Source organism: Pseudomonas sp. PDM02, assembly GCF_014852285.1.
GTDB lineage: Bacteria > Pseudomonadota > Gammaproteobacteria > Pseudomonadales > Pseudomonadaceae > Aquipseudomonas > Aquipseudomonas migulae.
The window spans coordinates 167,217-194,032 of sequence record NZ_JACVBL010000003.1 but is presented as its reverse complement, the minus strand read 5'-3'; the positions used below and the strand labels follow the sequence as shown (position 1 = coordinate 194,032).

Sequence of the window (26,816 nt, the reverse complement as noted above, 5' to 3'; positions counted from 1 at the left end):
GGCTTGCTGGCGATGGTCTCAAGTGCGCCGCAGTGAAACAATCAGTACGCATTATCGTTAACGTCCATCGCCAGCAAGCCGGCTCCTACGGGGGATCAGGGGTGATTTTGGGAGGTTCGGGTTTCCTGCACGGTCACGGTGGCCGTTGTCCCCGCCCTCAGTTTGTCCTTGCCGGCATAGTCGGGGTCAATCCTGATCCGCACCGGCACCCGTTGCGCCAGTTTGACCCAGGTGTAACTGGGGTTGATGTTGGCCAGCAGACGGCCGCCGGGCAAGTTCTCGCGGTCGGCGATGGCGAAGGCAATGCTTTGTACCGTGCCGCCGAAGGTTTCGCCGCTCATCAATTCGATCCTGACCCGATCCCCCTCCCCGATTCTTGGCAGCTTGGTTTCTTCGAAATAACCGCTGACATAAAACGAATCGCTGTCCACCAACGCCAACAATGCGCCCCCGGCCGCGGCATAGTCGCCCTGTCGGGTCAGCAGGTTGGTGACGTAACCGCTGACGGGTGCTTCGACCCGGGTACGCTGCAAATCCAGTTCCGCCTGGGTCAAGGCCGCGACAGCCAATTGCACATTGGCCTGCGCCAGCCCCAGGTTGGCCTGGTTACGCAGCAACTCGGCCTGTGCTACCGCCACCTCTGTGCTGGACTTTTCCCATTCTTCGCCCGAAATCGCGAAGCGTTGCTTGAGCGTGCGCCGCCGGCGCTCTTCACTCTGACGCTGGCGCAGCAGTGCTTCGCTGGCGACAATCGTTGCTTCGGATTGGCCGAGAGTGGCCTTCGAAACCTCCACCGAACGCTTGGCATGCTCCACTGCGAGGACGTAGCGAGCCGGGTCGATCTCCAGCAGTAACTGGCCCTTGTCGACATGCTGATTGTCCTGAACCCTCAGCGCGACAATGCGCCCCGAGACATCGGCGGACAAGGTCACCACATCAGCCCGCACCCGTGCATCGCGAGTCCAGGGTGCGCGGGTGTAATGCTCCCAGGCGAACCAGCCGAGCACAAAGGCCAGCAGCACCACCGCCACCGTTGTGAGCCGGGCAAGGATCTTCTTCAAGGCATCAGGCTCCCATCACCAGAATCAGCGTCGCGCAAACGCAGGCGTACAACGCACCTTCAAACAAGGCTTCGTGCCAGACGAACCGCAACACACCGAGGCGGCGCAAGGTCCAGTCCAGTAGCAGGAAAATCGGCAAAGCCAGCAACAGCGCCTGCGCGATCGGCGGCAAATAGACGCCGCCTACTTCCAGGTCAATGGGCAAGGATGGGGTCTCCTTCCTGTTCGGCGGGTTGAAACCAGGCGCGATATCGCTCCAGAAACGACACCACAATCAATAGCGCCACGCGCATCCTGAAGACCGACCACAGGTGTTCATGAACGTCCAGATGCAAGTCGTCCATTTCATCACCCAGGACATGCAGGTTCTCCAGCAACCGTTCAAGGTCGATCCCGGCGCGCCCGGCAATCAATCGCCCTGTTTCGCGGACCGCCGCCAGCAAACGGTTCAATTGATCGGTACTGAGCAACGTGTTGCCTTGCGCCTGTTGCCTGAGCTGATTCAACGCCACACCCAGTGCCATGCACCCGAGGCTGACTTCAAACAGGTCTCTGGAATGCTTGTCACTGATCGCCGGCAACAACCCCAACATCATGGTCAGGCGGTCGACCATGCGGCTTTCAAACGCAAATTGTTGCTCGTCGGTGGCCGGGGTCTTCAGCAAAGCGTAGACCTGCTGGCAGTTCTCATTGAACAGCCGACGCATCCGCAAGACGGGTCGGAACGGGAAGATCAGGGCATAGACACTGAGTGCGAGCGCGGCGGCGCTGATATAGGCGCCGGCAAACTCGAACCACTGAATCGCGGTGTTTTGACCGACACCGACGTTTTGCGGGCCCAGCAACAACATTGTCGTCAATCCGAGGCCGATGCCGGTGCCCGTGGTTGGCGGGCTCGACAGCCCCACCGCGACGGCATACAGCAACGGAGCGAGCAGCAAGGCCAGCAGCTCGAAGCCATTGATCATCGGAATCAGCAAGAACAGGTAGAGCGCCGACACCACCAACGCGAGCCCAAGCCCCCTGGCAAAGCTCTGGCTGGCCAGTAATGGCCGGGGAAAAGTTGCCATCAGCGAACAGAGAATCCCCACCACAATCATCCCGCCCCGGGCCCCATCCCAACCGGTCTCGATCCAGATGAACCCGGCCACCACCAATGCAGTAAAGGCGCGGATTGCGTTCATTGCCGCCAACGTATAGTCCAGATGCAACGGATTCTCCTGGCCGCGGAATACGCTACTGGCCGCCCGCTCTTCCTGGATTGCGTCACTCAGTTCCAGCATCTGTCCCAGTTGCTCCAACATCCGGGCCTGCTCCCAACGCAGTGCCCAGGCCAGGGAGCGCAACGTGGCAGGCATCGTCTCGGTGAGTTGTTCAGCCTTGTAGGCTTGATCATCGAAACGTTGTTGCAGCGCCGCGAAATGGTGCCGCGCCTCGCTCGACAGCGAGCGCCCTTGCAGGGCCAGTTGATCGAGGAAGGCCAGCTCTTCGGCGCGCAAACGCTGGATTTCCTCGGGTAATGCCCCTTGCCAACGCTCGGTCAGCAGTTCTCGCTGGTGACGCAGCGCCGTCAGCCGCGAGGTCAGCAACACGAGCTGATTGCCCAGTAACTGCACGAGACCATTGGCGCTGCGTAACCGTGGCGCATCGAAATACAAATGCCTGCGCACGCCTTCGAGGGCGCTGATTTCCCCCAGCAGTTGCATCTGCCGACGGTGAAAGTCAGCCTCGCTTTCTTCGGTACGAATGACCGCAGCCGCATGGGTTGCCAGCAGCTTGATGACTTGATCGATTTTGGCGAAATAGTCCCGGGCCACGGTTTCCGGGCGCGCGGTGAGCAGGCTGACCACACACACGCAGGCCACCGCCAACAAGGTTTCGGTGACGCGGGTCACGGCCAACAGGAACGTGCCGTCCTGATCAGGTACTGCCAGCAGTGCCACCACCACCGCCGTGTAGCCGCTCAAGACAAATGCCTGAGAACTGGTGTAGCGCAACAAGGTGCCGCCGGCGGTACACAACGCCAGCCACAAGGCCAGGGTCACGATGAAAGGCAACGGCGCCTGGGGGAAAATGGCCATGATCACCACCGCGACGACGGCCCCGAGTGTGGTGCCGATGACCTGGCCGAAACTGCGGGCCAGGGCCATTCCGCCCAATGGTTGACTGACGATGACCACCGCCATGATCGACCACTTGGGTTGGTCGAGGTCGAACAGGAACGCCAGGTACAGCGTCAACAGCCCGGCTGCGATGGTTCTCAAGGCGAACAACACCACCCCCGGCCCGGGGTTGAGTATTGCCTTGAAGTATTGAAGCAGCGGTTGCATGGGAACGCTCATCGAGTCATCTCCAGCAAGCGTAGTCACTGCTTCGGCGGCTCGACAGGGTTTCAGTGTCGACAGCACTTGTAGGAAAAATACTGACTATTCGCTGCGCAATGGCCTCAGGGTTTGACTCACAGCCCGGCCTGACCGAAGCTGGCAACCTTGCAAAAGCTTGCCTGCTACCGGATTCCTGCATGCCCCAGTCCCGCCGTTACCTGATCATCAGCCTCTGTGTCCTGTTTGCCATCGGCCTTGCGTGGCTGTTGCTGCGCAGTACAACGCCCGTGGTGCCGGAGGCGATCAAGCGCGGTTTCAGCGAAGCGCTGGCCCAGGCGCGGGCCGGGCAACCGGGCGCAGCGCGGGTTTTGTACCAGCAATTGGGTCGCCCTGACATTTCGCCCAAACGCCGTGTCTGGCTGCATGCCGAACTGCCCAATTATCCCAGCCCGCTCGCCCTGAAACTGGCAGACGCAGACCTGCAACACCCGGCGGCCGAGGTGCGCATCGCTGCGATCAAAAGCATCAGCGGTTTAGTCCCCAGCGGGCAGCGCAGCCTGCTGTTGGGCCCGTTGCTCGATGACAGCGAACAAAGCGTGCGGTTTGCCGCCGTGAACGCATTGCTGGGACTGTCGCCGGACGACCTTGGTTTGTACTTTGGGCCGTTGCAGCAGGCGATCGACGCGTGGGAGCAAGTGCTCACGAGTGCGCCCGACAGCGCGGACAACCAGTACCAACTGGCCCGGCTGCATCTGCACAACGGCGAATTCAAGGCGGCGCAACAGGCGCTGGAGAACACGTTGCGCCTTGCGCCTGACAATCTGCCGGCACTGGTGATGCAGATCGAGGTGCTGGACAAACAGGGCCAAGGCGAAGCCGCCCGGTTGCTATTGGCCAAACAATTGAAGGCTCAACCCGATTCCGCCTACCTGCAACATGCCCTGGGGCTCTGGCTGCTGCATCACGGGCAGAGTGAGTTCGCCCTGCTCGGCCTGTCCAAAGCCGTGGAGCTGGAACCGGACAACAAGGATTACCGCTACGACCTCGCCACCACGCTGCATGGCGAACAAGAGCTGGAAGCGGCGCAGAAACAGTTGCAGGAAATCGTCCAGCGCCATCCGGCCGACCGCAAGGCACGGGTGTTGTTGATCAACTACTGGAAAGAAAGCGGACAACTGCAAAACGTGCAGATTCTGTTGGCGCAACTCGAACAGCTCAATCCGGACGATCCCGCCCTGCAGCAAGGGCTTTAAATCATCGCTGATCTTGCGGTCGCCATCGCCAGCAAGCTGGCTCCTACAGGATCGGGGCAACACGACGCAGCATTGTAGGAGCGAGGCTCGCCCGCGAAGAACGATAACGCGCAGTGTCAGAACTTACGCCATCGCCAGCAAGCCGGCTCCTACAGGTCTGGGACAACCTGTCGAGCCATGCTCAGGACAGCATGTCCTGCATTATTTCCTGCAACACATCCAGATCAAACGGCTTACCCAGAATCGGCGCCGTGCGCGTGATCGGACTGTCAGTCTCGCGGATTTCCTGCGGGTAGCCGCTGATGAAAATCACCTTGAGCTCCGGTCGCAGTTTCACGGCGGGCTCGGCGATCTGCACGCCAGAGATCCCGCCCGGCAGGCGGAAGTCGGTGATCATCATGTCCAGATGCGGCTTGCTCGCCAGAATCTCGAAGGCCTGCTCGCCGTTTTCGGCCTGCAATACCCGGTAACCCTCACCCGACAGGTAGGCCGACAGCACCATCAGGATCGAAGGGTCATCCTCGACGATCAGTACGACATCTTGTGCATCTTCACTCATGGGTAGCCTTTGTTCGGTCAATAGCTGCTGATACGACCGTGAGGTCGATCAGAGGTTGCGTTTAAATGGCTGTTTTCCTACAGCGGCAGACAAACGCGAAACAAGGCGCCTTCGCCAATCCGGCTCTCGACGGTAATGGTACCGCCATGGGCGGTCACAATCTGTTCTGAAATAAACAACCCCAGGCCCAGCCCGGCGACGGCGTGTTTGGCCGAAACCCGTTCGAACTGCTGAAAAATACGCTTCTGGTTTTCTTCACCAATGCCGATCCCCTGATCGCGTACGTCCACCCGCGCCTGACCGCTCTCACTGTACACCTTCACGGTGATCGGACTCTTCGCGCCGTATCGCAAGGCGTTGGTCAGCAGGTTGGAAATCACCTGTTCTATGCGAAATTCGTCCCAATTGCCCTCCACCGGATGCTCGGCGTCCAGGGTGACCGAGGATTCGGCGGCATCGATCTGCGGGGCGAAATTTTGTAACAAGTTGCGCACCAGTGCCGACAGATCGAAGCGTGTCGGTCGGATCGACAGCTTGCCAGTGCGAATGCGCGACACATCGAGCATGTCTTCGATCAGGCGAATCAGGCTTTTGATCTGCCGCTCGTCGCGGTCGACCATCGCGTGCATCTTTTCCAGGGTGAACGCTGCGGCGTTGTCGCGCGCCAGGTGCATCTTGCGCAGCTGGGTTTCGAGGATCAGGCCGTTGAGCGGCGTACGCACTTCGTGGGCGACGATGGACATGAAGTCATCGCGCATGCGCACCGCCTGCTCCAGTTCCTGCTGGGTGCTCTGCAACTGTTTAAGCAGCGCTTCCTGCTCGCGGCGGCTCTGCTCCAGCGCTTCGACCTGCTGCTTCATGGCCTTGCTCTGGCGGAACAGATCGACGAACACGTTGACCTTGCTCTTGACCGCGTGGATATCCAGCGGCTTGTGCAGGAAGTCCACGGCGCCGCTTTCGTAGCCCTTGAACGCATAGTTCAGCTCACGGCCGGCGGCACTGACGAACACAATCGGGATGTTCTTGGTTTTTTCCGTGCCGCGCATCAACTCGGCCAGTTCGAAGCCGTTCATGCCGGGCATCTGCACGTCGAGAATGGCCATGGCGAATTCGTGTTGCAGCAGCAGCGACAAGGCTTCGTCGGCGGACAAGGCTTTGTAGACGATGCGGTCTTCGCGTTTGATCAGCGCTTCGAGCGCCAACAGGTTCTCCGGCAGATCGTCGACAATCAGCAGTTTGGCCTGGATGTTACTTAGCATGCTATTCGTTCCAGCTCGACAAGCAGACGGCCGATGTCGTTGATAGGGAGAACATGGTCTGGCTGGTGAACATCCAGCGCCGCCAGGGGCATGGTCGCGACTTGGGCTTCTTTCGGATCCTGGACGATGGTCAGGCCACCACGCTGTTTGACCTCGGCCAGGCCGCTGGCACCATCGCGGTTGGCGCCGGTCAACAGCACGGCGGCCAGGGCGGGACCGTAGGCATCCGCCGCCGACGAGAACAGAAAATCGATGGCGGGCCGCGAATAATGCACGCGGTCTTCCAGGCTCAGGGAAAAGCTGCGGTCCTGCTCTACCGACAAGTGATAGCCCGGCGTGGCGAAATACAGCGTGCCCGCTTCAATCAGCGTCTTGTCATGGGCCTCGACAACGCGCATGGCGACTCTTCGGGAAAACACGTCGGCGAGATGGCTGCGACGCTCGTCCGGCAGGTGCAGCACCACGATGATCGGCAGCACGAAGCCTTCGCGCAGAGGGCTGAGGATGCTCAGCAACGCCTCCACGCCACCGGCCGAAGCCCCGATCACGATAGCCTCCACAGAAGGCAAATCCGCTGCACTGTTCATGATTTACGGTAGATCCGTTCTTGTTTGACCAACGGCTCGAACTGGTTGCCGAAGGCCGAAAAATCCGGGGTTTCCTTGCTGCCCAGCACCAGAAAACCGCGATGACAAAGGGATTCGTGGAACAACCCGAACGCCCTGTCCTGGAGCTTTTTATTGAAGTAAATCAAAACATTACGGCACGAAATTAATTGAGTTTCTGAAAAGACACTGTCGGTCGCCAGGCTGTGGTCGGCGAAGGTCACGTTCTCACACAAACTCTTGTCGAATATCGCGTAGCCATACGCCGCCGTGTAGTAGTCGGCGAATGAACGCTGGCCACCTGCCTGCTGGTAGTTATGAGTGTAGGCCCGGACATTCTCCATGGAGAAAATCCCCTGCTTGGCCTTGTCCAGGGAGCGCGGATTGATGTCGGTGGCATAGATGATGGTGCGATCGAGCAAACCTTCCTCGCGCAGCAGAATCGCCATCGAGTACACCTCTTCTCCGGTGCTGCAACCGGCGATCCAGATCTTGATCGAGGGGTAGGTCTTGAGCAGCGGCACCACTTCCTGGCGAATGGCGAGGAAGTGCGAAGGGTCGCGGAACATCTCGCTGACCGGGATCGTCAGCAATTGCAGCAACTGCATGAACGCGGTTGGATCGTGCAGCACCTTTTCCTGCAGCGCCGAAATGGTCGCGCACTCGAACTGGCTCAACGCATGCTGGACGCGGCGTTTGATCGACGCGCCGGAATAATCACGAAAGTCGTAGCTGTATTTGAGGTAGATCGCCTCGATCAACAACCGCAATTCGATTTCGCTACTTCGCTCCACTGAATAATTGCGTTCCACTAAATGCGTTCCATCTTCGGTAACCACACGCGAATCAGCGAGAACAGGCGATCCAGGTCGATGGGCTTGGCCAGGTAATCGTTGGAGCCGGCCTGCAGGCAGCGCTCCTGATCGTCCTTCATGGCCTTGGCCGTCACCGCAATGATCGGCAGCTTGCGCCAGCGCGGGTCCTGACGGATCAGGCTCGTCGCCTCGAAACCGTCCATCTCCGGCATCATCACGTCCATCAACACCAGATCGATGTCCTCCACTTCATTCAGTCTTTCAATCGCTTCACGACCGTTCCGGCCGATGACCACGATTGCGCCCTTTTGCTCCAGCGCGCTGGTGAGGGCGAAGATGTTGCGCACATCGTCGTCCACCAACAGCACTTTGCGACCCTCGAAGACCTTATCGCGGCTGCGCGCGGTCTTGAGCATCGTTTGCCGTTCATGGGACAACCGCGATTCGACTTTGTGCAAAAAGAGTGTGACCTCATCCAGCAGACGCTCCGGCGAGCGCGCACCCTTGATGATGATCGAGCGCGAATACTTGCGCAGTTCGGTCTCTTCATCGCGAGTGAGGTTGCGCCCGGTGTAGACGATCACCGGCGGGAACGAACAGATGTCCTCGGTGGACATGCGCTTGAGCAGATCATTGCCCAACATGTCGGGCAGTTTCAGGTCGATGATCATGCAGTCGAAAACGGTGGTGCGCAGCAGGTCCAGTGCATCCTGCGCGAGGCCGACAGCAGTGATCTCGATGTCATCGTCGCCGATCAACCGGGCAATGCTGTCGCGCTGCAAGTCGTCGTCTTCCACCAACAGCACGCGTTTGACCTTCTGGGTCAGCTTGGCTTCGAGGCGGGCAAACACGTCCTTGAGCTCTTCACGGGTGGTCGGCTTGACCGCGTAACCAATGGCGCCCATGTGCATCGCGGCTTCGACCCGGTCTTCGACCGAGATGACGTGCACCGGGATGTGTCGGGTTTCCGCGTGTTCCTTCAGGCGCTGCAACACGGTCAGGCCAGAGTGGTCCGGCAGGCGCATGTCCAGCAGGATGGCGTCGGGAATGTATTCCTTCGCCAGGTCATAACCTTCGTCGGCGCCGTGGGCCACCAGGCACTGATAACCCAGTTCGTGGGCCAGATCGTAGAGGATGTGCGCGAAGTTCGGCTCATCTTCCACCACCAGAATGCAGCGAGTGGTGAAAGGTGCCTTGCCTCGATCATCGTCGAAACGCGGGATATCGACTTCGGCGATCAGCGGCACCAGGGCAGGCGCCGGTGCTCTCGGCGTCAGCGCAACCGGTGAGGCCTGCATCGGCTCGAGCGGCGTCTCGCCCGGTTCAACGTATTGCTGCGGCAAGACCAGGGTGAACACACTGCCCTGCCCCGGTTCGCTGGTGACGCTGATGGAACCGCCGAGCAGTGCCGCCAGATCACGGGAAATCGACAGGCCCAGCCCGGTGCCGCCGTAACGGCGATTGGTGGTGCCGTCGGCCTGGCGGAACGCTTCGAAAATGCTTTCCTGCTGCTCTTGTGCGATACCGATCCCGGAATCGCGGACAATAAAGGCAATGCCGTCGCCGGGCTGGCTGGCGACGGTCAGGCTGACCGTGCCTTTCTCGGTGAACTTCACCGCGTTGGACAGCAGATTCTTCACCACCTGCTCCAGACGCTGGCGGTCGGTGAAAATCATCATCGGTGCGCCGGGCTGCACATCGACCTGGAAATCCAGCTGTTTATCCGTCGCCAATGGTTGGAACATCCCGCGCAAACCGTCCACCAGGCGGGCGACGCTGGTGTTTTCCGGACGCATATCCAGCTTGCCGGCCTCGACCTTGGAGATGTCGAGAATGTCGTTGATCAGGTTCAGCAAATCATTACCGGCCGAATAGATCGACTCGGCGAATTTGACCTGTTCGGCGCTGAGGTTTTCCTGCGGGTTTTCCGCCAGCAACTTGGCCAGGATCAACGAACTGTTCAGCGGCGTGCGCAATTCGTGGGACATATTGGCGAGAAATTCGGACTTGTACTTGCTGGAGCGCTGCAACTCTTCGGCGCGCTCTTCGAGCTGGGCCTGGGCCTGATTGAGTTCGGTGTTCTTCAGGTCCATGGCATCGCGTTGCTCGGCCAGAGTCTGGGCCTGTTCGGCAAGTTGTTCGTTGGTCTGCTCCAGCTCAACCTGCTGGGTTTCCAGATGCGCCTGGGACTCCTTGAGAACCCTTGATTGCTCTTCAAGCTCTTCGTTGGCGGTCTTGAGTTCTTCTTGCTGAACTTGCAGTTCTTCGTTGAGTTGCTGGGTTTCGGCCAGCACTTCCTGCAAGCGTTGACGATAGCGCGCGGCCTCGATGGAAGTGCCGATGTTGCCGGCAATCAGTTCGAGCAGTTCGATGTCGCGGTCGTTCAACGGGCGCAGGAAGCCGAGTTCGATGACCCCGTTGACCCGATCGTCATCACTGGTCGGCACCACCAGCACACTGTGCGGCAAACCTTCACCGAGGCCGGAACTGACCTTGAAATAGTTGCTTGGCACGTTGTCGAGGCGTATCAGCTTCGCCTGTTGCGCCACTTGCCCGACAATCCCTTCGTCGCTGTAAATCTGTTGTTCAAGGGCTTCCTGCTCACGGGAAAAACCGTAAGAGGCAATGCGCTTGAGGCCGCCATGTTCTTCACGTACATAAATAGCCGCCACCGCCGTGCCGAGGTATTGCGCGCAAAACTGCAGAATGTTGCGCCCCAACAGATTGAGCGACAGTTGCCCCAGCACTTGCTCGGCCAGCTCGGTCTGGCCATTGCGCAGCCAGGCCTGCTGTTCCAGTCGATGAGCACTGGCCTGCTGCGCGGCCAGGTTGGCGCTGTAGCTTTGCGAAAGGTTGAGCAGATCCCGCCTGCCAATGTAGGCGAGCAACCCGCTGATGCCGACAATGAACAGCAGATAAAGGCTGATGCTCCAGATCGTGCTGCGGCGCACTTCTTCGTTACGCGTGGCGCGCAACTGCTGCTCCATGTCGATCACGTCTTCGAATTGCTTGCGGATTTCATCAGTCAGGCGTTTGCCGCGCCCGGCCTTGATGGCGCTGCGGTAGTCACCGCCCGCATGCTGCAAGTCGATCATGTTCTGCGCGTAAGTCGCCCATTCATCCTGCAGGGCCTGGAGCCGTTGCAGGCGGTCGGTTTGCACCGGGTTGTCCGCCGTCAGTTCGAGCAAGGTCTTGACCGCTACCGCGACTCTCGGCTTGGCGGTTTCGTAGGGTTCAAGAAATCTCTCGTCGCCACTGAGCAGGAAACCGCGCATGCCGGTCTCCAGATCGACGGTCAGCTTGACCGCTTCATTGGCGTTATTGATCACCCGGTCGGTGTGCTGGACCCATTGGATCACCGACAGCAGATAGGTGATCAGCGAGACAAAGAACACCGCACTGAGCACACCGACACCCAACGGCAGGCTGACGTTGCGGCTCAGGAGTTTACGAAATCGTTGCTCGTCAACCGAAGACGCAGTGGTCATGGGAGGGCCTTGTCGAACTGTTGGAATCCAGGGAGTCTGCCTCAAATCTGCCGCATTGATCCAATTTTCTGACGTGATTGTGCGCTAAATCCTACATTCAACTGCCCCAGCGCAAAGGAGCGGTTATCCTTGTCCACCCTGGTACAGCTATTCTTTTTCCAGTGGGGTCGGGAACTTGTCGGGGTCCGTTACTTACTCATGCTAGAGCCCGGCGTTTTTGATCGGCCGGTCACTGCGAATTCAACTGTTGAGAACCCCCATTATGTCCGCTGAAACATCCATCATCCTGGTCGTTGAAGACGACGACATTGTGCGCATGCTGATCGTCGATGTGCTGGAGGAGCTGGAATTCAAGGTTCTGGAGGCGAACGGATGCGAGCAGGCGCTGGCATTTCTCAATGATGAAGATCAATACATCGATCTGATGATGACCGACGTCGGTTTGCCGGTCATGGATGGCCGCGAACTGGCCACGCAGGCGCGCATGGTACGCCCGGAACTGCCCGTCCTGTTTGCCAGCGGCTACGCAGAAAATATTGAGGTGCCCGCCGGAATGCATGTGATCGGCAAACCGTTTTCCATTGATCAATTGCGCGACAAGGTCAAAGGCATTCTCGCTATTACCTAGCCTTCGTTGAGCGGGCTGAGGAATCGTCCTCGGCTGTGGTTTAATTGCGCCCCGCTTTTATTCCCCTGCCCGCTTCAAGGAATCTCCCTGCATGAGTCTGCCCCGCGCCACCAAAGTCCTGGTTATCGGCTACGTCTGGCCCGAGCCACGCTCTTCCGCGGCGGGTGGGTATGTGATGCAACTGCTCGGGACGTTTCTGCAACAAGGCTGGGACGTGACCTTCAGCAGCCCCGCCGGCGCTGGCGAACATCAGGAAGACCTGACGGCGCTGGGCATTCGTGAAGTGCCGATTGAACTGAACAACAGCAGTTTCGATGTGTTTGTCCGCGAACTGGCGCCGGACATCGTGCTGTTCGAGCAATTCATGATGGAAGAACAGTTCGGCTGGCGTGTCGAGAAGCACTGCCCCGATGCCTTGCGCGTGCTCGGAACGCAGGATTTGCAAAGCCTGCGCCATGCCCGGCATCAACGGCTCAAGGACCGGTTGAAGGCCAGCGACGATGACAATGACTTCAGCGGGCTGTTCGCACCGGCCTTGCGTGAAGAATTCGAACTGATGGCCGACACCGACCTGGCGAAGCGGGAAATCGCTGCGTTGTATCGCTGCGACTTGAACCTGATGATTTCCGAAACGGAAATCGAGTTGCTGGTCGAGCAGTTCAAGGTGCCACGCAGCCTGCTGCACTGGTGCCCGTTGATGGTCGATCCACCGAGCGCGCCGCTGGCGGGTTTTGAGGAGCGCGCGGACTTCCTCAGTATTGGCAACTTCCGTCACGCGCCCAACTGGGATGCGGTGCTCTGGATGAAAACCACCATTTGGCCACTGATCCGCGAGCAATTGCCCACCGCTCGTTTGCTCATCTACGGAGCCTACACTCCACCCAAGGCGACCGCGCTGCACAATGCGGCGCAAGGTTTCCATGTAATGAACTGGGCAGAAGACGCGTTGCAAGTGATGTCGGCCGCTCGCGTGTGCCTGGCGCCGTTGCGTTTCGGTGCGGGCATAAAGGGCAAAATCGTCGATGCGATGATTTGCGGTACACCGAATGTCACCACGCCGATCGGTGCCGAAGCGATGTATGGCCAAGGCCCCTGGCCGGGCGCCGTGACCCGCACGGCACGCGAGTTTGCCGATAGCGCGGTGCAACTCTATAAAGACCAGGCCCAATGGTCGAACGCCCAGGCTGTTGGCCTGGAACTGCTGGCCGAACGTTACCAACTGCACACCCACGGCCCGGCGTTGATTGCAAAACTCGAGTATTGCCAACAGCACTTGCCGACACTAAGACGGGACAACTTTACCGGCAGCATGTTGCGCCACCATCAACATAAAAGCACTCAATACATGGCGCAATGGATTGAAGCGAAAAACCGAACTAAAGATGACACTTGATCGTTAGAATCGTCTCCTCTGACGATTAACCTACTGTGCAAGGACGCACAATGAATAACGATCTAACAGCAACTAAGCTTGATTTCCTCTACAACAACCAATCATTTACAACCAATAGCTGGATGACCCAACTTCCGGCCATTGATTCACTCTCGCTTGCGGAACTTGTTTTACCTGGCGCGCATAATGCCGGCGTGGACAAAAAGGCCTCGTATGCGGCGCCGGGCATCAGTCACTGGGCCGCTTGCCAGACCCATACGTTCTACTATCAATTGACCCAAGGCGCCCGCGCGCTCGATATCAGGCTGGAGTATGTAATCGGCAGCAATGGCGTCGGAACATTCTGGTGCCAGCACAACGGTTTTCGCTCCTCCCGCTCCCTGGAAGACCTGATCACGAGCGTGATCCGGTTTCTGCAGGAAAACCCCGATGAGTTCATCGTGCTGGATTTTCATCAGTTGAATGCAGGCAACCAGGCCTTTGACCATCGGGAGTTCAACCGCCTGCTGATGACTCATTTGGGTGACCGGATAATTCCTTACAGGAATGCGGACCTGACACTCGGTCAATTGAAACGGGCCAGTCATGCCCGGCGTGTGCTGGTTGCCGCCGAATATCACCCGAGCTTCGATGCCACCTTGTTTTGCCGGTACATTCCGCACGAATGGAGCGGAATCGGGACGACCAGCATCAGTGATCTCAACGCGCATATCACGCAGGTCATGCGATACCCGCCAACCAGCGACATGCCATGGTCGCTCTCCGCCACCAGTTACCACGCCGTAGGCGGTCCGGTGAACATCGGCGAAGAGCTTGATCAATGGTTTGACCCGGCCGTCAGCGAGTGGATTCTAAGGTGCAGCATTATCAATGCAGACTTTTTTGAAACATCGAATCTGGTCAGCCATTGCCGGATGGCCAATCTGATCAAAGCCAACGCCTGACACTATTAATTTGTGCAGATGTTTCCGTCACTGGCAATGCTGGAACGCCCCCCTATGCTTGAAACTACATATATCCACTTCATCCCACGGATGGGCTGAAGCCACTATCAGGAATGACAATGACCCAATCTTTACAAGGTACGCTCGACAAAAATAAATGGATGAGTAATGTGCCCGACATCGACCGACTGAAGTTGACCGAGTTGATCTGGCCAGGCACTCACAACAGCGGCATGGACAAAAAAGCCCCCAACTTTGATGTTGTCATTGGTAACTGGACCACGTGTCAGAACGATTCATTTGCGTGGCAACTGGCCAATGGTGCACGGGCATTTGATATCCGTCTCGGTTACACCGAGGGGCACGACCAATCGATCTTCTACTTTCATCACAATGGCTTTCAGTCTCATCGTGTCCTTGATGAGCTGATCGACGCGACAACCGCGTTCCTTGATCAAAACCCGGACGAGTTCATCGTCTTCGACTTCCACCAAATGGGCGACGGTGCCAAGCGTTTTGACCACAAGAAACTCAATGACCTGCTGGTGAGTCGACTCGGGCACCGAGTCATACCGTCCTACGACGCGTCGAAAACGGTGGGTCAACTCAAACGCATGAGCACCCGCCGCAGGCTGGTGCTGGCAGCGCACGTTGTGCGGGGGCTGGACGATGATTACTTCTGGCCGCGCATCCCGCACAAATGGAGCGGCGAAACCTTCACCGACACGGCGGAACTGGAACGCCACATAGCCAACGAGCTGCAAGACGCACCGTTCGAGAGCTTTCTCTGGTCGTTATCGGCCACCAGCTACGGTTTTCTGGGCGGGCCTCAGGACATCAAGAACCAGATCAACGCCTGGTTCAACCCGACCCGGGACTGGGTGACGCGATGCAGCATTGTCAGCACCGACTTTTTCGATGAGTCAGACATCGTGCGTTACTGCTGGAGCGCGTCGAGCATGAAGGCGGTTTATGGCAGCGCCCTGCATCCGTAACCGGGCGCATGACGTCGGTCGACATGCCCCAGGCTGGCAATGTCGGCCGGTAAAGAGGCATGATCAGGGCGCAATAACAATAAAAGCGCCCTGATATGACCCGGACTGCCAGAGTCACCGATCCTTCCTACGAACTGATGGACGACCATAACGGGTTGTCGATCATCTATCGCCAGCACGGTTTCCCCTGCCCCTTGGTGCGCTGGCATTTTCACAAGGAATACGAACTGCACCTGATCGTCGCCAGCTCCGGCAAGGTGTTCATTGGCGACTACATCGGCAACTTCTATCCGGAAACACTCTTCCTCACCGGCCCCAACCTGCCCCACAACTGGATCAGCCAGGTCGCCGAGGACGAAGTGGTGCCCAAGCGGGACATGCTGGTCAACTTCACCGACGAGCTGTTCGAGAGCGGCCACCAGGTGTTTGCCGAACTCAAGACACTGGCGCCCTTGCTGGAGCGCGCGCAGTACGGCATCGAGTTTCGCTGCAAGCACACCATCCGCCAGGCGATGACCTTGATGCAGCGAATCGCCGACACCAAAGGCATGACCCGCCTCGGGCACTTTTTCATTTTGCTGGAGCTGCTCGCAGCCACCGACGACTACCAACTGCTGTCCGGTGCCACAACGCCGCAACTGGCGGATGAACACAATATCGATCGCACCAACCGCGCGGTGGATTACATCTTTGCCCACTACGCCCGTGAACTGCCGCTGGAGGAAGTCGCCGAGCACCTGGGCATGAAGCCGACCTATTTCAGTCGAGTGTTCAAGCAAGCCACCGGGCGCTGCTTCATCGAGTTCGTCAACCGGCTGCGCATCAGCAAATCCTGTGAACTGCTGGCCGACGGCGACAAACCGGTGACCGATGTGTGCTTCGAGTCGGGCTTCAACAATATCTCCAATTTCAATCGGCGTTTTCAGCAGTTGAAAGGCATGACGCCATCGCACTATCGGCGGTTAGCGGTGCAGCGGTTGACTGAACAAAACCTGGGTTAATCCATTCGCGTCATGCGTTGATTTCCAGATCGCCTTCGCGGGCAAGCCTCGCTCCTACAGGAATTGCGCCCCCCCCTGTAGGAGCGAGGCTTGCCCGCGAAGGCGCCCTAAAACCTGTACAAATTCTATCCCCGCACACCGCTGCAACGCCTATCCCTGCATCCCCCACCCCTGACAGCAGTGCAAAATAGTATCAATTCAAGTGCGATGGATGATTTGTCTCATCCTCAATTGAAGGCTGTAATCAGTGCACATTCTTCCTGCCCCGGAAGACACAAAAACAATAACTGTCCTTCTGTCCCCTCCGGGTGCAGAAAAGGAGTGCACGATGCAACCTTCTGTAAAAGCTCTGCTAGCCCTCACCTGCATGACCCTCAGCAGCGTCAGCCTCGGCGCTCAGACCCTGACCATCGCCACCGTCAACAACAGCGACATGATCCGCATGCAAAAGCTCTCGAAAACCTTCGAAGCCGAGCACCCGGACATCAAGCTCAATTGGGTGGTGCTCGAAGAAAACGTCCTGCGTCAGCGCCTGACCACCGACATCGCCACTCAGGGCGGGCAGTTCGACGTGCTGACCATCGGCATGTACGAAGCTGCACTCTGGGGCGCCAAGGGCTGGCTGGAACCGATGAAGGATTTGCCGGCCACTTATGACCTCGACGACGTGTTCCCTTCGGTGCGTGAAGGCCTGTCAGTCAAGGGTTCGCTGTATGCCTTGCCGTTCTACGCCGAAAGCTCCATCACCTATTACCGCACCGACCTGTTCAAGGACGCCGGGCTGACCATGCCGGAACATCCGACCTGGGAACAGATCGGCGAATTCGCCGGCAAACTCACCAACAAGGATAAAGAGCAGTACGGCATCTGCCTGCGCGGCAAGGCCGGCTGGGGCGAGAACATGGCGCTGATCACCACCGTCGCCAATGCTTATGGCGCGCGCTGGTTCGATGAGAAGTGGCAACCGGAATTCACCGGCCCCGAGTGGAAAAACGCCCTGAATTTCTACGTCGACACCATGAAGAAGTCAGGCCCGCCGGGCGCGTCGAGCAACGGTTTCAACGAAAACCTGGCGCTGTTCAACAGCGGCAAATGCGCGATCTGGGTCGATGCCAGCGTCGCCGGTTCGTTCGTCACCGACAAAACCCAGAGCAAGGTCAGCGAGCACGTCGGCTTCACCTACGCACCGCACCAGACCACCGACAAAGGCTCGGCCTGGCTCTATTCCTGGGCGCTGGCGATTCCGACCAGCTCCAAAGCCAAGGACGCGGCGAAGACCTTCAGTGCCTGGGCAACCTCCAAGGAATACGGCGCACTGGTCGCGGAAAAAGACGGCATTGCCAACGTACCGCCAGGCACGCGGGCCTCGACTTACAGCGAGGCGTACATGAGCGCCGCGCCATTTGCCAAGGTCACGCTTGAGTCGCTGAAAACGGCGGACCCAAGCAAGCCGACGCTCAAGCCTGTGCCTTACATCGGCATTCAGCTGGTGACCATCCCCGAGTTCCAGGGCATTGGCACTCAGGTAGGCAAGTCGTTCTCGGCGGCGCTGATCGGTCAGACCACGGTCGACCAGGCCCTGACCGCCGCCCAGCAAACCACCGAGCGTGAGATGAAGCGCGCGGGTTACCCCAAGTAACCCCGCAAAGCCCCCTGTAGGAGCGAGGCTTGCCCGCGAAAGCGTCGGTACATCCGACAAATATCTTTCGCCAGAACCATCGCTTTCGCGGGCAAGTCGGATCGCCGCACCGCTCGCTCCTACAGTTGATCTTCGTTCGCCTATCGCTAATCGGTTTTGATCGCCATGAATATTTCAACTGCCAAAGCTCACATGGACATTCCCCAGCCGGTGCGTAAAAGCCGGTTGGCCAACCCCGGCTGGTTTCTGGTCAGCCCCTCGGTGGCCTTGTTGCTGCTGTGGATGATCGTGCCGCTGGGCATGACTGTTTACTTCTCGATGATCCGCTACAACCTGCTCAACCCGGGCGAAAACGAGTTCGTGGGGCTTGAGAACTTCACCTACTTCCTGACGGACTCCGGGTTCATGCCCGGCGCCACCAACACCTTGTTGCTGGTGGGCAGCGTATTGCTGATCAGCGTAGTGCTCGGGGTGTTGATCAGTGCGTTGCTGGAGGCCAGTGATTTTCTCGGTCGCGGCGTCGTGCGGGTGATGTTGATCTCGCCGTTTTTCATCATGCCCACCGTCGGTGCGCTGATCTGGAAGAACCTGATTTTCCACCCGGTGTCGGGGATTCTCGCCTACGTCTGGAAACTGTTCGGCGCGCAACCGGTGGACTGGCTGGCGCACTACCCGCTGCTGTCGATCATCATCATTGTGTCCTGGCAATGGCTGCCCTTCGCGATCCTGATCCTGATGACCGCCATGCAGTCCCTAGACCAGGAGCAGAAAGAAGCCGCGCGACTCGACGGTGCCGGGCCGATTGCGATCTTCTGGCACCTGACCCTGCCGCACTTGGCACGACCGATTGCCGTCGTGGTGATGATCGAAACGATCTTCCTGCTCTCGGTGTTCGCCGAAATCTTCACCACCACCAACGGCGGCCCCGGCTACGCCTCGACCAACCTCGCCTACCTGATCTACAACCAGGCGCTGGTGCAGTTCGACGTCGGCATGGCGTCCGCCGGCGGTTTGATTGCGGTGGTGATCGCCAACATCGCGGCCATCGTGCTGGTGCGCATGATCGGCAAAAACCTGACAGACAAAGCCTGAGGCCCGCGCCATGACCCTTCAACAATCCCGTCGTCTGCAAAGTGTGCTGCTCGGCACGCTGGCCTGGGCCATCGCGATCCTGATCTTCTTCCCGATTTTCTGGATGGTGCTGACCAGTTTCAAAACCGAAATCGATGCGTTCGCCACGCCGCCGCAATTCATCTTCACACCGACGCTGGAGAACTACCTGCACATCAACGAGCGCAGCGATTACTTCAGTTTTGCCTGGAACTCGGTGGTGATTTCCTTCAGCGCCACGGCGCTGTGCCTGCTGATCGCGGTGCCGGCGGCCTACTCGATGGCGTTCTACGAAACCCAGCGCACCAAAGGCACGCTGCTGTGGATGCTCTCGACCAAGATGCTGCCACCAGTGGGCGTGCTGATGCCGATCTACCTGTTGGCCAAGAGCTTTGGCCTGCTCGACACGCGCATCGCACTGATCGTGATCTACACGCTGATCAACCTGCCCATCGTGGTCTGGATGATTTACACCTACTTCAAGGACATCCCCAAAGACATCCTCGAAGCCGCACGTCTGGACGGTGCCACGCTGTGGCAGGAAATGGTTCGCGTGTTGTTGCCAATCGCCAAGGGCGGCCTGGCTTCCACAGTGCTGCTGTCGCTGATCCTGTGCTGGAACGAAGCCTTCTGGTCGCTGAACCTGACTTCGTCGAAAGCCGCGCCACTGACCGCGTTGATCGCTTCGTACTCAAGCCCCGAGGGGCTGTTCTGGGCCAAGTTGTCGGCGGTGTCGACCCTGGCCTGCGCGCCGATCCTGATCTTCGGCTGGATCAGCCAGAAACAACTGGTCCGCGGCCTGTCGTTTGGCGCGGTGAAATGAATCGACTCCTTGGATCTCTGACTCAACCCGATCCCCTGTAGGAGCCGGCTTGCTGGCGATGACGGCCTTGAGAGCGATGCAATATTGAAGGGCCTCATCGCCAGCAAGCCGGCTCCTACAAAAAGCTAATCCGGCTCAACTGAATAAAAACAAGCGGAGGCCCATCACCATGGCCAACCTGAAAATCAAGAATCTGCAAAAAGGCTTCGAAGGCTTTTCCATCATCAAAGGCATCGATCTGGAAGTGAACGACAAGGAATTCGTGGTCTTCGTCGGCCCGTCCGGCTGCGGCAAATCCACCCTGCTGCGCCTGATCGCAGGCCTGGAAGAAGTCAGCGGCGGCAGCATCGAACTCGACGGCCGCGACATCACCGAAGTCAGCCCGGCCAAGCGTGACCTGGCGATGGTGTTCCAGACCTACGCCCTGTACCCGCACATGAGCGTGCGCAAAAACATGTCGTTTGCCCTCGACCTGGCCGGTGTACCGAAAGCCGAAGTCGAGAAGAAAGTCGGCGAGGCGGCGCGCATCCTTGAGCTCGGGCCGATGCTGGAGCGCAAACCGAAGCAACTGTCGGGCGGCCAGCGTCAACGCGTGGCCATCGGCCGCGCCATCGTGCGCAACCCGAAAATTTTCCTGTTCGACGAACCGCTATCGAACCTCGACGCCGCCCTGCGCGTACAGATGCGTCTGGAACTGTTGCGCCTGCACAAAGAACTGCAAGCGACGATGATCTACGTGACCCACGACCAGGTGGAAGCCATGACCATGGCCGACAAAGTCGTCGTGCTCAATGGTGGCAAGATCGAGCAGGTCGGCTCGCCGCTGGACCTGTATCACCAGCCCGCCAACCTGTTTGTCGCAGGCTTTCTCGGCACACCAAAGATGGGCTTCCTCAAAGGCAAAGTCACCCGTGTCGACAGCCAAAGCTGCGAAGTGGCGCTCGATGCCGGCACCCGCATCACGTTGCCGCTGAGCGGCGCCAGCCTGAGCGTCGGTGGCGCGGTGACGCTGGGTATTCGCCCGGAACATCTGGAGCTGGCAAAAACCGGCGATTGCACCTTGCAGGTCACCGCCGACGTCAGCGAACGACTGGGCAGCGACACCTTCTGCCACGTCCGGACCGCCTCCGGTGAAGCGCTGACCATGCGGGTTCGCGGCGATCTGGCCAGCCGTTATGGCGAGGCGCTGAGCCTGCACCTGGACGCCGAACACTGCCATTTATTCGATGCCGACGGCGTGGCGCTGACCCGCCCGTTGCGCGCAGCGGCCTGATTTCAGAGAGCCTGTGATGAAACTGAATAAACAGAACCTGCACCACCTCGCACCCGAAGTGGTCTTGCCCGCCTACGCCCTGAGCGACGCCCGCCAAGGCATCGCGCACATTGGCGTCGGCGGTTTCCACCGCGCCCATCAGGCGTATTACACCGACGCCTTGATGAACACGGGCGAAGGTCTGGACTGGGCGATTTGCGGCGTCGGCCTGCGCGCCGAAGACCGCCGCGCCCGGGACGACCTGAAGGAGCAGGATTACCTGTTCACCCTGTTTGAACTCGGCGACACCGATGACACCGAAGTCCGGGTCATCGGCGCGATCCGCGACATGCTGCTGGCCGAGGACGGCGCGCAAGCGTTGATCGACAAACTGTCGAGTCCCGAGATCCGCATCGTCTCGCTGACCATCACCGAGGGCGGTTACTGCATCGACGACAGCAACGGCGAATTCATGGCCCACCTGCCGCAGATCCAGCACGACCTCGCGCACCCGGATTCGCCGAAAACCGTATTCGGTTTTCTCTGCGCCGCGCTGGCCAAACGCCGGGCTGCGGGCACGCCGGCGTTCACCTTGATGTCCTGCGATAACCTGCCGCACAACGGCGCGGTCACCCGCAAAGCGCTGCTGGCCTTCGCCGCGCTGCGCGATGCAGACCTGCACGACTGGATCGCCGAGAACGTCAGCTTCCCGAATGCGATGGTCGACCGCATCACGCCGATGACCAGCACCGAACATCGCCTGCAACTGGCCGACAAACACGCGGTCGACGATGCCTGGCCGGTGGTCTGCGAACCGTTTGTGCAGTGGGTACTGGAGGACAAGTTCGTCAACGGTCGCCCGGCCTGGGAAAAGGTCGGCGTACAGTTCACCGACGACGTCACGCCGTACGAAGAGATGAAAATCAAACTGCTCAACGGCAGTCACCTGGCGCTGACGTACCTGGGGTTTTTGAAGGGTTACCGCTTCGTTCACGAAACCATGAACGACCCGCTGTTTGTTCGATACATGCGCGCCTACATGGACCTGGACGTGACGCCGCAACTGTCGCCCGTGCCGGGGATTGATCTGACTGATTACAAGAACACCCTGGTGGAGCGCTTTTCCAATCAGGCGATTGCCGATCAGCTGGAGCGTGTGTGCTCGGACGGTTCGTCGAAGTTTCCCAAGTTCACCATTCCGACCATCAACCGCTTGATTGCCGATGGCCGGGAGACCAAGCGTACGGCGCTGGTGGTGGCGGCTTGGGCGTTGTATTTGAAGGGTGTGGACGAGAATGGTGATACCTACGCCATTCCCGATCCGCGGGCTGCGTTTTGTCAGGCGCTGGTGGCCGATGATGCGTTGATGACCCAGCGGCTGCTGGGGGTGGAGGAGATTTTTGGTACGGCGATTGCGCATTCGCCGGAGTTTGTCGCGGCGTTTGAGTGGTGCTGTAACAGTTTGCGCGAAGTGGGTGTGACGCGGACGCTGGAGCGGGTGTTGGCGTAAAAGCGGCGGTGACATCACCGCCGTCATCGCGAGCAGGCTCGCTCCCACATTGGATCGGTGTCGTACACAAAATCCGCGTCCACTAAATTTCCCCTGTAGGAGCGAGGCTTGCCCGCGAATGGCTTCACCCCGATAGACCTGACACACCAAGGACCTCCCATGCCAAACCAACAATTATTCCTCGGCATCGACTGCGGCACCCAAGGCACCAAGGCCATCATCCTAGATGCCCGCAACGGTCAGGTCCTCGGCCAGGGCGCCGCCGCGCACACGTTGATCAGCGGCGCCAATGGCCGTCGCGAGCAGGACACCTCGCAATGGCTGGAAGCATTCACTGCTGCCACGCGTCGTGCGCTGATCGCGGCAAACGTCGACGGTCAGGACATCCTCGGCATCGGCGTTTCCGGTCAGCAACACGGCCTGGTCCTGCTCGACGATCAAGGCCAGGTACTGCGCCCCGCCAAGCTCTGGTGCGACACCGAATCCACTCCGGAGAACGACCGTCTACTGGCGCACATTGGCGGTGAAAAAGGCTCGCTCGAACGCCTCGGCGTGGTCATCGCACCGGGCTACACCGTTTCAAAACTGCTCTGGACCAAAGAACAGCACCCGGAGGTTTTTTCCCGGATCGCACGCATCCTGCTGCCCCACGACTACCTCAACTACTGGCTGACCGGCCGCAGCTGCAGCGAATACGGCGATGCCTCGGGCACCGGTTATTTCAACGTGCGCACCCGCCAGTGGGACTTGCAGCTGCTGCGCGACATTGACCCCAGCGGTCGCTTGCAAGCGGCGCTGCCGGAGCTGATCGACGCCCATCAAGCGGTGGGCACGATCCTGCCGGGCATCGCCGAGCACCTGGGCATCAACCCCAAGGCGCTGGTGTCCAGCGGCGGTGGCGACAACATGATGGGCGCTATCGGCACCGGCAACATCCGGCCCGGCGCGATCACCATGAGCCTCGGTTCCTCGGGCACGGTGTACGCCTATGCCGATCAACCGACCGTCAGCGCTGACGCGTCGGTCGCGACGTTCTGTTCCTCCAGCGGTGGCTGGTTGCCGCTGATCTGCACCATGAACCTGACCAACGCCACCGGGGTGATTCGCGACCTGTTCGAGCTGGATATCGAGCAGTTCAACGCCCTCGTCGCGCAAGCACCGATCGGCGCCGAAGGTGTGAGCATGCTGCCGTTTCTCAACGGCGAGCGCGTCCCCGCCCTGCCCCACGCCACCGGCAGCCTGCTGGGCTTGAGCATGACCAACCTGACGCAAGCCAATTTGTGCCGCGCCGTGGTCGAAGGCACGACCTTCGGTTTGCGTTATGGGCTGGACCTGCTGCGCCACAATGGCTTACAAAGCCGCACCATCTGCCTGATCGGCGGCGGCTCGAAAAGCCAGGTGTGGCGCCAGATTGTCGCCGATATCATGAACACCAAGGTGATCTGCACCGAACAAAGCGAAGCCGCCGCCCTCGGCGCGGCGATTCAGGCGGCATGGTGCAAATCCTGGGCAAACGGCCACGAAGACAGCCTCGCGGACTTGTGCGAGCGTTGCGTGAAGCTCGATCCGGCCAGCGAATCCCTGCCGATTGCAGAAAATGTAACGGCCTGTCAGCAGGCCTATGAACGCTATCAACAGCATGTCGCAACCCTTTAAAGAGTGAACAACTATGTATCTGGTGTGTGGCGAAGCGCTGTTCGATTTCTTCAGTGAAGACGACGCCAGCGGCCTGGCTTCAAAAGTGAATTTCAAGGCGATTGCCGGCGGCTCGCCCTTCAACGTGGCGGTCGGTTTGCGCCGCTTGGGCGTGGACGCGGCGCTGTTTGCCGGGTTGTCGACGGACTATCTGGGCCGGCGTTTGCAACAAGTGCTGCAAGATGAAGGCGTACGCCCGGATTATCTGGTGGATTTCGCCGCACCGACCACCCTGGCGATGGTCGCGGTCGGTGCCAATGGTTCACCGCAGTACAGTTTTCGGGGCGAAGGTTGCGCGGATCGGCAGTTGAAACCGGAGCATTTGCCGGAACTGGGGCCAGAGGTGCGCGGCTTGCACATTGGCTCGTTCTCGCTGGTGGTGCAGCCGATTGCCGACACGCTGCTGGCCCTGGTGCAGCGGGAAAGTGGCAAGCGCCTGATCAGCCTTGATCCGAACGTACGGCTCAACCCTGAACCGAACATCGAGCTATGGCGTTCGCGGGTTGCGACGCTGGTGGAGCTGGCCGACCTGATCAAAGTCAGTGATGAGGACCTGAGCCTGTTGTATCCCGGGCAGGATCCGCAGCAGGTGATTGAAGCCTGGTTGCAGCATCGCAGTCAGGTGGTGTTCCTGACCCGTGGCGGCGAAGGGGCGACGGTGTTTAGCCGCAATCACGGCTCGTGGTCGGTGCCGGCCTGTCCGGTGAAGATTGCCGACACCGTTGGGGCTGGCGATACGTTCCAGGCGGCGTTGATTACCTGGCTGACCGAGCAGCAGCTGGATTCGGTCGAGGGCGTGCAATCGCTGGCGCGCGAGCAGATCGACGAGATGTTGAAGTTTGCGGTGCGGGCAGCGGCGCTGACGTGCAGCAAGACCGGGCCGGATTTGCCGTATCGGCAGCAGTTGGATCTTGGCTGAATCAGAGGGCCCCATCGCGGGCAAGCCTCGCTCCTACAGGTTCTATGGCGCGACGCCAACCTTGTAGGAGCGAGGCTTGCCCGCGAAGGCGGCCTCCCTGTCACAACACCGAAAAGTTGTAACTCACAATCAACCGCGTCTCATCCACATCCCGCGCAAACTTCTCGTAGTTGGTCCGATACGTCGCATTACGCAGCCGCAGGCTGACATCCTTGAACGTCCCGCTTTGCACCACGTACTTGAGCTCGCTGTCGCGCTCCCATTCCTTGCCCTCCTGATCGCTGCCAAGCACCTTGATGTGGTCGCCGTTCACATAACGGGTCAGGAAACTCAGGCCGTTGATGCCGATCGACTTGAAGTCATAGTCATAACGCAGTTGCCACGAACGCTCCTGCGCGGCGGCGAAGTCATTGACCTGCACGTAGTTCACCAGGTACGGATTGGTGCCATCCAGGTACGGCATCGAGTTGTCGCCGTTCATGCGCTGCCAACCGGCGCTGAAGGTGTGGCCGCTGATGGCGTACGCGAGCATGCCGCTCAGTGCGCGGTTGTCGATGGAACCGGCACGCTCGGCGCCGCTGTCGGCACTCTTGAGCACGCGCAGATCAGCCTTGAGCACGCCCTCACCCAACGGCTGACTGGCCAGCAAACCCACGAAGTGCTGGCGATAGATGTCTTCCAGCTCGGCGTAGTGATACTGCGCAGTCAGGCGCTCATTGATCTTGTAGTCGAAACCATACATGTCGAAGTGATCGGCGGTGACGTTGCAGGCGTAGCGCTTGTTCTTGCAGTGCACGCGGATGTCCTGGGCGTCGGTCGAGTCCCGGGCGGTGTACTGGTCCAGGCGCGCGGCCATGAACGTCAGGTCCTTGATCTCTTTAGAGGTGAGCTGCGCGCCGTTGAACATGGTCGGCAGCAAACGCCCGTCGTTGTACTTGAGCAGCGGCACGTCCGGCAGCAGCGCGCCGTACTTCAATACGCTATCGGAGACGCGCACCTTGGCGGTCAGGCCAAGTTTGGCGTACTGGTCTTTCGAGCCACGCGGGTTTTCACCCGACGATGGCAGCAAGCCGCTGTTGCTGCTGTCGGCGCTGGAATCGAGCTTGAACCCGAGCATGCCCAGCGCATCGATACCGAAGCCGACGGTGCCTTCGGTGTACCCCGATTGCAGGTTGAGAATGAAGCCCTGCGCCGACTCTTCGCGCTTGGACGCGCCCTGTTCGGTGGACGTATGACCATCACGAAAATCACGGTTGAAATACACCGTGCGCGATTCGATCTTCGCCGTGGTGTCATCGAGAAAACCGCTCGCCTGAGCCTGGACGGTAAAACCGGCGCACAGGACTAAAGCGCCGAAGCCAAGTGACTGGCGCGCGGTGATGAGTTGAAAAGGGGGACGCATGAAAAAGCTCCAACAGTGCAGCGTTTGCGCAAGGCGCAATAAGCCAGAAAATAGCTTCGCCCCGGACCAGGAACTGGCCAGGATGAAGGCGACACACGGGGGTGAGCGGCAATGATGGCAGAAGGCTTTTACCGGCTACAG

Annotated in this window: 22 protein-coding genes; 13 read left to right on the top strand and 9 right to left on the bottom strand. The window is 59.4% G+C overall.

What is annotated here, in order from left to right; all coding sequences use genetic code 11:
• Positions 1–95: 95 nt before the first annotated feature.
• Genes IB245_RS07295 through IB245_RS07285 form a run of 3 tightly spaced genes read right to left on the bottom strand, consistent with a single transcriptional unit; the run spans position 96 to position 3,403 of the window.
• Entirely contained in the window at positions 96–1,061 is a 966-nt protein-coding gene (locus IB245_RS07295; RefSeq protein WP_192227137.1) for an HlyD family secretion protein, read from the bottom strand.
• A 4-nt stretch (positions 1,062–1,065) separates the two neighbouring features.
• Complete coding sequence (locus IB245_RS07290) at positions 1,066–1,266, bottom strand: DUF1656 domain-containing protein (RefSeq protein WP_008026537.1); 201 nt, start codon at positions 1,264–1,266, stop codon at positions 1,066–1,068.
• Positions 1,256–3,403 (bottom strand): FUSC family protein, encoded by a 2,148-nt coding sequence (locus IB245_RS07285; protein WP_192227136.1) that lies wholly within the window; start codon positions 3,401–3,403, stop codon positions 1,256–1,258. The genes IB245_RS07290 and IB245_RS07285 overlap by 11 nt, the downstream gene beginning before the upstream one ends.
• A gap of 179 nt (positions 3,404–3,582) precedes the next feature.
• On the opposite strand from IB245_RS07285, the gene IB245_RS07280 reads away from it, so the two are divergent.
• Positions 3,583–4,638, top strand: coding sequence for a tetratricopeptide repeat protein (locus IB245_RS07280; protein ID WP_192227135.1), 1,056 nt, complete (start codon positions 3,583–3,585; stop codon positions 4,636–4,638).
• A gap of 181 nt (positions 4,639–4,819) precedes the next feature.
• Here the strand turns inward: IB245_RS07280 and IB245_RS07275 are convergent, their stop codons facing one another.
• The 5 genes from IB245_RS07275 to IB245_RS07255 all read right to left on the bottom strand — a co-directional run bounded on the left by IB245_RS07275 (position 4,820) and on the right by IB245_RS07255 (position 11,364).
• The gene (locus tag IB245_RS07275; protein WP_008026542.1) at positions 4,820–5,197 is read right to left on the bottom strand and encodes a response regulator; all 378 of its coding nucleotides are present in this window, start codon (positions 5,195–5,197) and stop codon (positions 4,820–4,822) included.
• Between the two features lie 77 nt (positions 5,198–5,274).
• Positions 5,275–6,456, bottom strand: a complete 1,182-nt coding sequence (locus IB245_RS07270; RefSeq protein WP_192227134.1) for a hybrid sensor histidine kinase/response regulator — start codon at positions 6,454–6,456, stop codon at positions 5,275–5,277.
• Positions 6,450–7,043 carry a chemotaxis protein CheB gene (locus IB245_RS07265; protein ID WP_192227133.1) on the bottom strand — a complete coding sequence of 198 codons (594 nt, stop codon included), beginning with the start codon at positions 7,041–7,043 and terminating at the stop codon, positions 6,450–6,452. Before IB245_RS07265 ends, IB245_RS07270 begins: the two co-directional genes overlap by 7 nt.
• The gene (locus IB245_RS07260; RefSeq protein ID WP_008044275.1) at positions 7,040–7,873 is read right to left on the bottom strand and encodes a CheR family methyltransferase; all 834 of its coding nucleotides are present in this window, start codon (positions 7,871–7,873) and stop codon (positions 7,040–7,042) included. Before IB245_RS07260 ends, IB245_RS07265 begins: the two co-directional genes overlap by 4 nt.
• Complete coding sequence (locus tag IB245_RS07255; protein WP_192227132.1) at positions 7,873–11,364, bottom strand: response regulator; 3,492 nt, start codon at positions 11,362–11,364, stop codon at positions 7,873–7,875. The genes IB245_RS07260 and IB245_RS07255 overlap by 1 nt, the downstream gene beginning before the upstream one ends.
• 262 nt (positions 11,365–11,626) lie before the next feature.
• Here IB245_RS07255 and IB245_RS07250 point away from each other — a divergent pair, with 262 nt between their 5' ends.
• From IB245_RS07250 to IB245_RS07195, 12 genes are all read left to right on the top strand, one after another.
• The gene (locus IB245_RS07250; RefSeq protein WP_192227131.1) at positions 11,627–11,992 is read left to right on the top strand and encodes a response regulator; all 366 of its coding nucleotides are present in this window, start codon (positions 11,627–11,629) and stop codon (positions 11,990–11,992) included.
• Positions 11,993–12,083: 91 nt separating this feature from the next.
• Complete coding sequence (locus IB245_RS07245; protein ID WP_192227130.1) at positions 12,084–13,385, top strand: glycosyltransferase; 1,302 nt, start codon at positions 12,084–12,086, stop codon at positions 13,383–13,385.
• 50 nt (positions 13,386–13,435) lie between these two features.
• Entirely contained in the window at positions 13,436–14,329 is an 894-nt protein-coding gene (locus IB245_RS07240; protein ID WP_192227129.1) for a phospholipase, read from the top strand.
• A 119-nt stretch (positions 14,330–14,448) separates the two neighbouring features.
• Positions 14,449–15,324 carry a phospholipase gene (locus IB245_RS07235; protein ID WP_192227128.1) on the top strand — a complete coding sequence of 292 codons (876 nt, stop codon included), beginning with the start codon at positions 14,449–14,451 and terminating at the stop codon, positions 15,322–15,324.
• Positions 15,325–15,419: 95 nt separating this feature from the next.
• A complete protein-coding gene (locus IB245_RS07230) occupies positions 15,420–16,325 on the top strand; it encodes an AraC family transcriptional regulator (protein ID WP_008026553.1) in 906 nt (301 codons plus the stop codon).
• 328 nt (positions 16,326–16,653) lie between these two features.
• Positions 16,654–17,964, top strand: coding sequence for an ABC transporter substrate-binding protein (locus tag IB245_RS07225; RefSeq protein ID WP_192227127.1), 1,311 nt, complete (start codon positions 16,654–16,656; stop codon positions 17,962–17,964).
• A gap of 165 nt (positions 17,965–18,129) precedes the next feature.
• The gene (locus tag IB245_RS07220) at positions 18,130–19,056 is read left to right on the top strand and encodes a carbohydrate ABC transporter permease (protein ID WP_032828623.1); all 927 of its coding nucleotides are present in this window, start codon (positions 18,130–18,132) and stop codon (positions 19,054–19,056) included.
• Positions 19,057–19,066: 10 nt separating this feature from the next.
• Positions 19,067–19,897 carry a carbohydrate ABC transporter permease gene (locus IB245_RS07215; RefSeq protein WP_008026557.1) on the top strand — a complete coding sequence of 277 codons (831 nt, stop codon included), beginning with the start codon at positions 19,067–19,069 and terminating at the stop codon, positions 19,895–19,897.
• A gap of 169 nt (positions 19,898–20,066) precedes the next feature.
• Positions 20,067–21,170 carry an ABC transporter ATP-binding protein gene (locus IB245_RS07210; protein WP_008044257.1) on the top strand — a complete coding sequence of 368 codons (1,104 nt, stop codon included), beginning with the start codon at positions 20,067–20,069 and terminating at the stop codon, positions 21,168–21,170.
• A gap of 16 nt (positions 21,171–21,186) precedes the next feature.
• The gene (locus tag IB245_RS07205; protein ID WP_192227126.1) at positions 21,187–22,659 is read left to right on the top strand and encodes a mannitol dehydrogenase family protein; all 1,473 of its coding nucleotides are present in this window, start codon (positions 21,187–21,189) and stop codon (positions 22,657–22,659) included.
• A gap of 159 nt (positions 22,660–22,818) precedes the next feature.
• Positions 22,819–24,315 carry a xylulokinase gene (xylB, locus tag IB245_RS07200; protein ID WP_192227125.1) on the top strand — a complete coding sequence of 499 codons (1,497 nt, stop codon included), beginning with the start codon at positions 22,819–22,821 and terminating at the stop codon, positions 24,313–24,315.
• 13 nt (positions 24,316–24,328) lie between these two features.
• Positions 24,329–25,273, top strand: a complete 945-nt coding sequence (locus IB245_RS07195; protein ID WP_192227124.1) for a carbohydrate kinase family protein — start codon at positions 24,329–24,331, stop codon at positions 25,271–25,273.
• Positions 25,274–25,373: 100 nt separating this feature from the next.
• On the opposite strand, the gene IB245_RS07190 is transcribed toward IB245_RS07195, so the two are convergent.
• Complete coding sequence (locus tag IB245_RS07190; protein ID WP_192227123.1) at positions 25,374–26,675, bottom strand: OprD family porin; 1,302 nt, start codon at positions 26,673–26,675, stop codon at positions 25,374–25,376.
• Positions 26,676–26,816 lie beyond the last annotated feature (141 nt).